The organism is Aeromonas sp. ZOR0001 (genome assembly GCF_000801015.1).
Classification (GTDB): Bacteria; Pseudomonadota; Gammaproteobacteria; order Enterobacterales; family Aeromonadaceae; genus Aeromonas; species Aeromonas veronii.
The window spans coordinates 45,602-55,309 of the sequence record NZ_JRJY01000163.1 but is presented as its reverse complement, the minus strand read 5'-3'; the positions used below and the strand labels follow the sequence as shown (position 1 = coordinate 55,309).

Sequence of the window (9,708 nt, the reverse complement as noted above, 5' to 3'; positions counted from 1 at the left end):
AAATTCTACTTATGAGCACCTCAGTTTTTCGGGGGGATTACCCATCGTTGCCCGCGACGGCGCCCATGATCTCGGGATTGGCGTTGCGATCCAGCAGGCGAGCCACTACGGTGGCGGCCCCCGGAGTGGTGTGGATCAGCACCATCTGCTGGTTGTGTACCACTTCGCGCACCATGTCGTGGATAGAGCGGGTGCTGCCGGCGGGTTCCAGCTGCTCATCGACCAGGGTGTAGACCTTCTTGCCGTTGGCATTCTGCGCCTTGGCGACGCCGAGGCGGCGCAGCAGGCGGGAGATTGTGGACTGGCTGATGTCAGCAAAGCCGCGCTCCGACAGCTCGCGACGGATCTCTTCCTGGGTGCTGTAGCAGTGCTGACCGATGATCTGGCGACAGGCATCCAGCTGGGCCAGATCGGGCTCTTGGGCAACGGGACGACTGAGGGTTTTGACCACGGCGAATTCCTTTGATGATGACCGGAGGTAAACGCGCGATATCTGTCATAGCAGTCAGTTATCAGGTAAAAACACTGATAATCAACCTATATGCAGGGAATGAGCGGGCATTACCATCTTGCGATGGCAAATTATAGCTGACTGGAAATTCGGTGATGTGACAGGGTTCAAAAATGGGCCCCGCGGGGCCCAATCAGATATCAGTAACGCTCGCTGACGATGTCCTGAGTGAAGGACTTCTCGCAATATTTGCACTTCATCCGCACCACGCCCTTCACTTCGCGCACCCGGAAGTAGCTGTCTACCGGCTCGTTGTGGGAGATGCAGTTGGAGTTGGGGCAGTGGAACACGCCGGCGATGAACTCCGGCAGCTCCAGCTGGTGCTTCTTCACCACATTGAAGTCTTCGATGATGTTGACGGTCGCTTTCGGGGCGAACAGCGCCAGCTGGTTGGCCTGCTGTTCGGTCAGGCGGGTGTTCTCAATCTTGATGAGATCCTTCTTGCCCAGTGCGCCGGACTTCAGGTTGAAGCCGACGGTGATCCGCTCCTGGGTTTCAACCAGCTGGAACAGCTTGAGGATCTTGATGCCCTGGCCAGCGGGGATGTGATCGATGACGGAGCCGTGACGGATGGCTTCGACTTGCAGTTGGTTCTTGTCAGACATGATATTCCCCTAAGCTCAGACAGTTTCGTTCAGTACCAGTGCCAGCAGCGCCTGGCGTGCATAGACCCCGTTCTCCGCCTGCTGGAAGTAGCAAGCGTGGGGAGTCTTGTCGACCGCCACATCGATCTCGTCGACGCGGGGCAGGGGATGCAGGATCTTCATGGTGGGCTTGGCCCCTTCCAGAGTCGCCAGCTCCAGAATGAACTTGGCAGCCATGTGCTTGTATTCAGTCTCGTCGAAGCGCTCTTTCTGGACGCGGGTCATGTAGAGGATGTCCAGCTCCGGCATTACCTCTTCCATGGTCTGGTGGACGCTGAACTGTATGCCCTTCTCTTCCAGCTCTTCGCAGATGTAGTCCGGCATCGCCAGCGCTTCCGGGGAGATGAAGAAGAAGCGGCAGTTGAACAGGCTGAGGGCCTGGGCCAGCGAGTGCACGGTGCGGCCATATTTCAGGTCACCGACGAAGGCGACGTTGAGGTTGTCCAGACGGCCCTGGGTCTCATGGATGGTGAACAGGTCGAGCAGGGTCTGGCTCGGATGCTGGTTGGAGCCGTCGCCGCCGTTGATGACAGGCACGCGGGAGAATTCGGAGGCCAGACGGGCCGCGCCCTCTTTCGGGTGGCGCATCACCACCGCATCCGAGTAGGAACCGATGATCTTGATGGAGTCAGCCAGCGTCTCGCCTTTCTTGGCGCTGGTGTTGCCACCGTCGGCGAAGCCGATGATGTTGCCGCCAAGGCGCTGTACCGCGGTCTCGAACGAGAGGCGGGTGCGGGTGGAGGCTTCGAAGAAGCAGCTGGCAACCAGCTTGTCTTTCAACAGGCTGGTGTCAGGTTCAGCCTTCAACCGTTGTGCGGTTGAGACTACCAGTTCCATTTCTGACCGGGTCAGGTCCGAAATGGAGATGACATGTTTCTTATAGAGTGGATTGGTCATCGTCTGCATTCCCTTTGACATCATTGGAGGTTTTTCGGGCACAAAAAAAAGCCCCTGAAACAGGGGCTTTTTTTAAAAATAACTGGGGATCGTTGGGGTGGGAACCGGAAACAACGGGGCCGCTCTGGTGCGCACCACCCGTCTGCAAGGCTGTTTTCTGAATCAAAAACTGCATCGTTTCGTCCCGACCTTTTTCAAAACCGGACAGATTATAGGGCCGCTTTTTTAATTGTCAAAATTTTATTTCCGATGTCAATTTCAGCATGAAAAACGTTTAAGTGGCGGAAACATGACGACAAATCCACACCTTGTGCGTCTCTTGCAGCGATTCCCCATCGCGGGCCATGGCGCGCAAATAACCGAGTCTGTGGTGCCCTTCCAGCAGGCAGTAGGGGCGGGGCAGGGGATGACCGTTCGGGTAGCTGGAACCCTCTTCCGGCACCAGTACGATGACAGGTTCGGGCCAGGTGCCGTCGCTCAGCATCTTCTCGCCGAGCCAGGAGCGGCGGACATAACGGTTGCTGCGCAGCATCTCGCCCCAGCGCTCGATCACCTCCATATGGCGGGAGTCCACCTGCTCTACCAGTTGCGCGGTGGGCCAGCTTTCACAGGTGAACTGATGGCTGGCGAGATCGATAAAGCTCCAGTTGGACTCAAAACCGCGCCAATGGCGGTAAATCCACTGGGAGAGCACATTTTCAGGAATAAAGGGCACCAGTGGTGCGACCCGTTCAAGATAGGCGGGCAGGGACTCTGTCTTGCGTTCATCCCTGAAGTTGAGGGGCGCCAGTTGTTGGAGCAGTCGGTAATTGAGCATAAGTGGCCTCCCGGTACCTGATTTCACCCTACCCCCATTTATGTCCCATTCCTACCCCGGCAGGGCTGCAAATACAGCAAGTTATCCCGCTTTGCTGCACAAACAACCTCGACTTGTTCGGGATTTGTGCAATCGCATCGAAAGCGTAAAAAAAGCCTTTACCTTTGATCTCCACTTTGTATACTACGCCTCGTTTGTTGCAGGGGCGTAGTTCCAATTGGTAGAACAGCGGTCTCCAAAACCGATGGTTGCGGGTTCGAGTCCTGCCGCCCCTGCCATTTTCAGAAAGGCCAGCTCATTGAGCTGGCCTTTCGCATTTCCGGCGTTCGCCAATTTATCCCTCTCTTTCTCTTCTCCTTCTTGCCGTTAGCCGTCCGGTGACTGTGGCCATATTGATCTCGATGTCTGCCGCAAGAGCGTTCAATGTGCAGCAACCCGCTGTTTCAGGACGGTGACCAGCCGCTGGTGGCGGGCGGGGAGCGGCCACTCGGCGCGGTAGATCAGCCAGAGGGTGTCGATCACTTCAATGCTGCTCTGGATCACCCGGATCTTCTCCTGCTGGGCAAAGGCGGTGACGGCGAAGCGGGGCAGCACGGTAAAGCCGAGGCCGCGGGCGACCGGCTCCAGGATCAGGCCGATCTGGTTGGTAAAGCCGCGCAGCGGGATCTCGTCAACGCGCTGGCCGGGGTAGCGTCGTCCCAACAGGCGTTGTGCCATGCTGCGGCCATCCGGGTGGTCGATAAAGCCGAGCTGACAGAGGTGCTGCCAGCTCTGCTCCTCGCCGTCGTTGGGCACCACCAGACAGAGGGGCTCGCGGGCGAAGGGCTCGGCGGCGATGCTGGGGTGTTCAGGCGGTTGATCCACCAGTCCCAGATCGCTGCGCCCTGCCAGCACCGCCTGCACTATGTCGGGGGTGGGGGCAAAGCGGTGCTGGATGGTGAGTCCGGGGTGCTCCTGTTGCTGGTCGAGCAGCAGGGGATAGAGCAGCAGGCCGATGCTGCCCGGGGTGGACAGGGTGATGGCGCCGCGGTGAGGGTCATCGTCAGAGAGGCGCGCCCGCAGCTGTTCGGCGGCCTGCGCCTGCTGGCGGGCGAAGTCGAGCAGCACCAGCCCGCGCGGGGTGAGCTCCAGCTGGCGAGGCTTGCGCAGCAGCAGGGGGCCAAATTCGGCCTCGAGGCGCGAGATATGCTGACTGACGGCGGCCTGGGTGAGATCCAGCCGCTCGGCGGCGCGGGTAAAACTGCCGGTTTCATGCACCACCACCAGGGTATGGAGCCAGAGTGGATTAACCATAAATTTAATTTATGCCTTCCATTAGTTTGACCTTATTTTTCATTATGTCGCCCCTTCCTATCATGTCACCTGTTTCCCACACACAATTTCAAGGTGACGTATGACCTATCCACGCAACTTCTCCCACATCGGCATCACGGTGACTGACCTCGACAAGGCAGTCGAGTTCTATACCAAGGTGATGGGCTGGTATCTCATCATGCCGGCGACCACCATCACCGAGGATGACTCCGCCATCGGCGTGATGTGCAACGACGTGTTTGGCCCGGGCTGGGGCTCCTTCCGTATCGCTCATCTCTCCACCGGCGACAAGATCGGCATCGAGCTGTTCGAGTTCCCCAACAGCGAGCGCCGTGAGAACAACTTCGAATTCTGGAAGAGCGGGGTGTTCCACTTCAGCGTGCAGGATCCGGATGTCGAGGGGCTGGCGGCGCGCATCGTCGCGGCGGGCGGCAAGCAGCGGATGCCGGTGCGCGAGTACTACCCGGGCGAGAAACCCTACCGCATGGTCTACATGGAAGATCCCTTCGGCAATATCGTCGAGATCTACAGTCACAGCTATGAGCTGACCTACTCCGCCGGTGCATATCAGGGGTAAGTGACAGGCCGCCTTCGGGCGGCCTGCTGCTTTGTTGTTACAAGAGTCAGTAGCATGGAATAGCGATCTGGTTCACACGAATAGCGCGTTCTGTTGTTGATAGATGGGAAAATATACAGATTCACTAAAGTCTGTTCATATTGCGGCCGATAGCCTTTGATACATCAGGGTTTTCCCTGCCTGACACAACAACAAGGATTCGTCGTCATGACCCTCTCTCTGCGCGGCAAGCTGCTGGCCACCAGTCTTGGTGTGGTGCTGCTGATGGCATCACTGCTCGGCATCGTTGCCTTTCACACCCTAAAATCCCGCACCATGAGCGCCATCCAGAGCGAGGCGGTCAACTATGGCCACGCCTACTCGGTCGCCATCGGCGAATGGATGACGGATCGCAAGAACACCGTCCATGCGCTGGTCAACCTGATCAGCGACAACCCCCAAGCCGAGCTGGTGCCGCACCTGAAGCAGGCCTACACCTCGGGCGGCTTCGGCCTCACCTATTTTGGCTCCGCGCAGGGGGTGATGACCCGGCAGGATCCCTCCCTCAACACCGGCAACTATGACCCGCGCGAGCGCCCCTGGTATCAGGATGCGGTGAAGGCGGGGCAGCTGATCGTCACCGCCCCCTATGTCAGCGTCACCATGCAGAAGCTGGTGGTCACTCTTTCCGAGCCGGTGCGCCATCAGGGGGAGCTGGTCGGCGCCGTGGGGGCCAACCTGGCGCTCGACAAGCTGATCGACGAAGTGCTGGCGATGAAGGTGCAGGGTGAGGGCTACGCCATGCTGCTCGACAGCAGCGGCCTCATCGTCGGCCATCCGCAGAAGGATCTGGCGCTCAAGCCCATCGCCGAGCTGGCGCCGGGACTCTCTGCCGCCATCTTCCAGCAGTGGGGCCGCGAAAACAGCGAGCTGCACGCCGCCACCCTCGACGGGCGGGATGTACTGCTGGCGGTACAACCGGTACCGGGTACCGACTGGCTGCTGGCCATGGTGATGTATCGCGATGTGCTGGAGGCGCCGCTCAGCAGTCTGCTGTGGGAGCTGGTGGGGCTGACCCTGGTGCTGATGCTGGTGTTCAGCGCCCTGCTCACCGCCACCTTCAAATACCTGTTCGCCGATCTCGGTCGGGTCGCGCACGCCCTGCACGACATTGCCCACGGCGAGGGGGATCTCACCGTTCACATCAACACTCACAGCAAGGATGAGGTGGGTCAGCTGGCCCAGAACTTCAACCAGTTCGTGGCGCGGCTGCACGGTATCGTCAGCCGGTTGCGGGATGTGACCGTCGAGCTGGCGGCACAGTCTCGCGCTCAGGCGGCCGGGGCGCAGGCCCGCAGTCAGCGGGTACGCCAGCAGCAGGACGAGATCGTGATGGTGGCGACCGCGGTGACCGAGATGGCTTCCGCTACCCAGGAGATCGCTGGCAACGCCGAGTTTGCCGCCACTACCGCCACCGATGCGGTCGCACTGGCGGTCGCTGGTCAATCCCAGGTTGGCCAGAGTCAGCGCAGCATTACCGGCCTGGCGGACGAAGTGGCCGATGCCAGCCAGATCATCAATGAGCTCGACAGCCATGCCCAGAAGATCAGCGGCATACTGGCGACCATCAGCGGCATCGCCGAGCAGACCAACCTGCTGGCGCTCAACGCCGCCATCGAGGCGGCCCGGGCCGGTGAGCAGGGCCGAGGCTTCGCGGTAGTGGCGGACGAGGTGCGGGTGCTGTCGCGCCGTACCCACGACTCCACCGACGAGATCCAGCAGATGATCGAGACCCTGCAGCAGACCACCCGTCGCGCCGTGGGTGGCATGGAGACCAGCCGTCAGCTGGCGGGTACCAGCGTCGAGGATGCGGAAGCGGCCAACCAGAGCCTTGCCCGGATCAACGAGGCGATCGGCTCCATCAGCGACATGGCGACCCAGATCGCCGCAGCGGCCGAGGAGCAGACTTCAGTGACCGGCGAGATCAGCCGCAATACCGAGAATATCCGCCACGTCTCGCAAGAGCTGGCCGAGCAGGCTGGCAACGAGGCGGCGCAGGCGGCCGAACTCAAGTCGCTGACCGAGCGGCTCGAGCAGGAGATCGGCCGCTTCCGGCTCTGACATCCCGCCACGCCAGCAACAGAAAGGGCAGCCCGCGGGCTGCCCTTTGTCATTTCACGACTGGCTTAAGGGTTCTGCTTGACCCAGATAAGCTGGTCGGTGGCAAAGCCCAGCGACTTCGCCTTGGCGACCAGCGCATCCACCTTCGCCTTGGGCGGGTTGGGTGAGCGGGAGAGGATCCAGAGGTAGTCGTGGTTGTAGCTGGTCACCAGCGAGAGCTGGTAATCGGGGTCGAGGTCGATGACGTTGTAGCCGCCGTAGAAGGGGCCGAAGAAGCTCACCTTGAGCCGCGCCTCGTCCGGGTTGCCGACGAAGTAGGCCTTGCCCTCGGCCTCGCGCCAGCTGCCATCGCTCTGCTTGCCGCGGTTGAGCACCTTGACGCCGCCATCGTCACACAGGCTGTAGGTGGCGCTCACCTGCTCCAGCCCCCGCTCGAAGCTGTGGTCGAGGCGGGCAATCTCATACCAGGTGCCAAGATAACGATCGAGCTGGAAGCCGGTGACGGGGCGAATGCCGTCGGCAATCCCGGTACAGGCCGTCAGCAGCAAAGCGGTGAACAGGCAAAGCAGTGAACGCATAAGTAATCCCTCTCTTGTTATCCCTCGATGATGCGCAGCTGACCATCCCGGAAGCGGGAGGCCTGATCCGTCGGCGTGCTGCCGAAGAAGCGCTTGTACTCCCGGCTGAACTGGGAGTTGCTCTCGTAACCGACTCTGGCCGCCGCGGTGCCCGCCTTGATGCCGTCGTGCAGCATCATCATTCGCGCCTTGTGCAGGCGAAACGACTTGATGTACTGCAGCGGCGAGGTGGCGGTGACCGCCTTGAAGTGGTGGTGAAAGGCGGAGACGCTCATGTTCACCTCCCGCGCCAGCTCCTCCATGGTGAGGTTGTCGGCATAACGGGACTCTATCATACGCAGCACCCGGGCGATCTGGCCCACATGGTTGTGGCGATTGGCGAGCGCCTGCAGCGCCGGCCCGCCCCCCTCGGTGAGGGCGTGGAACAGCATCTCCCGCACCGTCTGCGGCCCCAGCACCCTGGCGTGCAGCGGGTTGTCCATCAGCTCGATCAGTCGCTCGGCGGCGCAAAACATGGTTTCCGACAGGGGGACCGAGTGGACGCCGCTCTTTTGCGGCGCGGGGGCAGGCAGGGCATCGCCCAGCTCCAGCAGCAGCTCTTGTAGGGTGACCAGATCGATCTCGATGGTAAACCCGATAAGCGGCTGCTCGGGGGAGGCGAAACACTCGCACTCGCAGGGGAGCGGCAGGGTCATCAGCAGGTAGTGGTTGGGGTCGTAGCGAAATACCTGATCCGCCAGATAACCCACCTTGTGTCCCTGCAGGATAACGATCATCCGCGGTTGGTAGAGCACCGGGGTGCGGCCATGGTGCTCGGTGGTATAGATGAGGTTGACCTGTTTCACCGGTGATGGGGTGATGCCGGGTGCAGTGACGTGGCGGGTCAATCTGGTTGCGAGGTCGCTGTAACGGTTTTGCATGGGCGCTCTTTGATTCGACAGTTCCGGTTTTCGCTGCTTTGTAGAAATAGGCAAGAATCAAGCAGGATGTTGTCTTGATGGTAGGGTGGTTCTGGAGAAAAATGCAATCACGATTTCGCGGCCTAGCCGCCCTGACTATCAGAATAAGGCAATGTCGATGAACAACTTTACTCTCCATACCCCGACCAAAATCCTGTTCGGCCAAGGGCAGATCGCCCAGTTGCGCGAGCAGCTTCCGAGCGACGCCCGCGTCATGATCACCTACGGTGGCGGCAGCGTGGTGCGCAGCGGCCTGCTGGAACAGATCCGCAACGAGCTGGCTGGCATGACCCTGTTTGAATTTGGCGGCATCGAACCGAACCCGGCCTACGAGACCCTGATGGGCGCCGTGGAGCTGGCCCGTGCCGAGCGGGTCGACTTCCTGCTCGCCGTTGGTGGTGGTTCCGTGCTCGATGGCACCAAGTTTATCGCTGCTGCCGCGCACTATGATCTGGCCAAGGATCCCTGGCACATTCTCGAGACCGTCGGCAGCGAAGTGCGTTCCGCCATCCCGCTCGGTTCCGTGCTGACCCTGCCGGCGACCGGTTCCGAAATGAACATGGGCGCCGTCATCACCCGTCGCAGCAGTGGCGACAAGGTGCACTTCTTCTCGCCGTTCGTGATGCCGCGCTTCGCCGTGCTCGATCCGGTGCTCACCTACACCCTGCCCGAGCGTCAGGTGGCGAACGGGGTGGTGGATGCCTTTGTTCACATCGTGGAGCAGTACCTCACCTATCCGGTCAATGCCAAGGTGCAGGATCGCTTCGCCGAAGGCTTGCTGCTGACCCTGATTGAAGAGGGCCCCAAGGCGCTGGCCGAGCCGCACAACTACGAGGTGCGCGCCAACATCATGTGGAGCGCCACCATGGCGTTGAACGGCCTGATCGGTGCCGGGGTGCCACAGGACTGGGCCACCCACATGCTGGGTCACGAGCTGACTGCCCTGCACGGCCTCGACCACGCCCAGACTCTGGCGGTGGTGCTGCCCGCCCTGCTGCAGGCCAAGCGCAAACAGAAACATGCCAAGCTGCTGCAATACGCAGAGCGGGTGTGGGGTCTGAACAGCGGCAGCGAAGCGGAGCGCATCGACGATGCCATCGCCGCGACCCGCGACTTCTTCGAGCGGATGGGGGTCAAGACCCGACTGCGCGACTACGGTCTGAAAGATCTGGGTATCGACACTCTGATCGGCAAGCTGGGTGAGCACGGCATGACCCGTCTGGGCGAGCACAGCGATATCGATCTGGTGCAGAGCCAGCATATTTATGAAGCGGCCTGGTAAGGGCCGCCAATCGGCGCCAAACGGGCGAA

General features: G+C 60.7%; 10 protein-coding genes, 1 tRNA gene and 1 pseudogene. 4 read left to right on the top strand and 8 right to left on the bottom strand.

Annotated elements, in window-relative coordinates; genetic code table 11:
• Positions 1 to 43: 43 nt before the first annotated feature.
• From L972_RS19320 to L972_RS19305, 5 genes and pseudogenes are all read right to left on the bottom strand, one after another.
• Positions 44 to 451: pseudogene (locus tag L972_RS19320) on the bottom strand (arginine repressor); the annotation flags it as partial.
• Positions 452 to 651: 200 nt separating this feature from the next.
• Positions 652 to 1,116, bottom strand: a complete 465-nt coding sequence (gene pyrI / locus L972_RS19315; protein ID WP_005339730.1) for an aspartate carbamoyltransferase regulatory subunit — start codon at positions 1,114 to 1,116, stop codon at positions 652 to 654.
• A gap of 15 nt (positions 1,117 to 1,131) precedes the next feature.
• Positions 1,132 to 2,052 (bottom strand): aspartate carbamoyltransferase, encoded by a 921-nt coding sequence (pyrB, locus tag L972_RS19310; RefSeq protein WP_005339735.1) that lies wholly within the window; start codon positions 2,050 to 2,052, stop codon positions 1,132 to 1,134.
• Complete coding sequence (locus L972_RS21570) at positions 2,033 to 2,227, bottom strand: hypothetical protein (RefSeq protein ID WP_013724188.1); 195 nt, start codon at positions 2,225 to 2,227, stop codon at positions 2,033 to 2,035. Before L972_RS21570 ends, pyrB begins: the two co-directional genes overlap by 20 nt.
• 99 nt (positions 2,228 to 2,326) lie before the next feature.
• Entirely contained in the window at positions 2,327 to 2,869 is a 543-nt protein-coding gene (locus L972_RS19305; protein WP_047440380.1) for a hypothetical protein, read from the bottom strand.
• A 201-nt stretch (positions 2,870 to 3,070) separates the two neighbouring features.
• Between L972_RS19305 and L972_RS19300 the strand changes: the two genes are divergently transcribed.
• Positions 3,071 to 3,147: transfer RNA gene (locus L972_RS19300), tRNA-Trp, on the top strand.
• Between the two features lie 142 nt (positions 3,148 to 3,289).
• Here L972_RS19300 and L972_RS19295 read toward each other — a convergent pair.
• Positions 3,290 to 4,162: a LysR family transcriptional regulator gene (locus L972_RS19295; RefSeq protein WP_005339742.1), complete on the bottom strand. Its 873-nt coding sequence runs from the start codon at positions 4,160 to 4,162 to the stop codon at positions 3,290 to 3,292.
• Between the two features lie 100 nt (positions 4,163 to 4,262).
• Here L972_RS19295 and L972_RS19290 point away from each other — a divergent pair, with 100 nt between their 5' ends.
• Together L972_RS19290 and L972_RS19285 are read left to right on the top strand one after the other, a co-directional pair.
• Positions 4,263 to 4,760 carry a lactoylglutathione lyase family protein gene (locus L972_RS19290; protein WP_047440377.1) on the top strand — a complete coding sequence of 166 codons (498 nt, stop codon included), beginning with the start codon at positions 4,263 to 4,265 and terminating at the stop codon, positions 4,758 to 4,760.
• A gap of 207 nt (positions 4,761 to 4,967) precedes the next feature.
• Positions 4,968 to 6,860: a methyl-accepting chemotaxis protein gene (locus tag L972_RS19285; protein WP_047440375.1), complete on the top strand. Its 1,893-nt coding sequence runs from the start codon at positions 4,968 to 4,970 to the stop codon at positions 6,858 to 6,860.
• A gap of 65 nt (positions 6,861 to 6,925) precedes the next feature.
• On the opposite strand, the gene L972_RS19280 is transcribed toward L972_RS19285, so the two are convergent.
• Entirely contained in the window at positions 6,926 to 7,438 is a 513-nt protein-coding gene (locus L972_RS19280) for a lipocalin family protein (protein WP_047440373.1), read from the bottom strand.
• A 17-nt stretch (positions 7,439 to 7,455) separates the two neighbouring features.
• On the bottom strand, positions 7,456 to 8,358 hold the full coding sequence (locus L972_RS19275) for an AraC family transcriptional regulator (protein WP_005339751.1): 903 nt from the start codon (positions 8,356 to 8,358) through the stop codon (positions 7,456 to 7,458).
• Positions 8,359 to 8,515: 157 nt separating this feature from the next.
• On the opposite strand from L972_RS19275, the gene yqhD reads away from it, so the two are divergent.
• A complete protein-coding gene (gene yqhD, locus L972_RS19270; RefSeq protein ID WP_005356302.1) occupies positions 8,516 to 9,679 on the top strand; it encodes an alcohol dehydrogenase in 1,164 nt (387 codons plus the stop codon).
• Positions 9,680 to 9,708 lie beyond the last annotated feature (29 nt).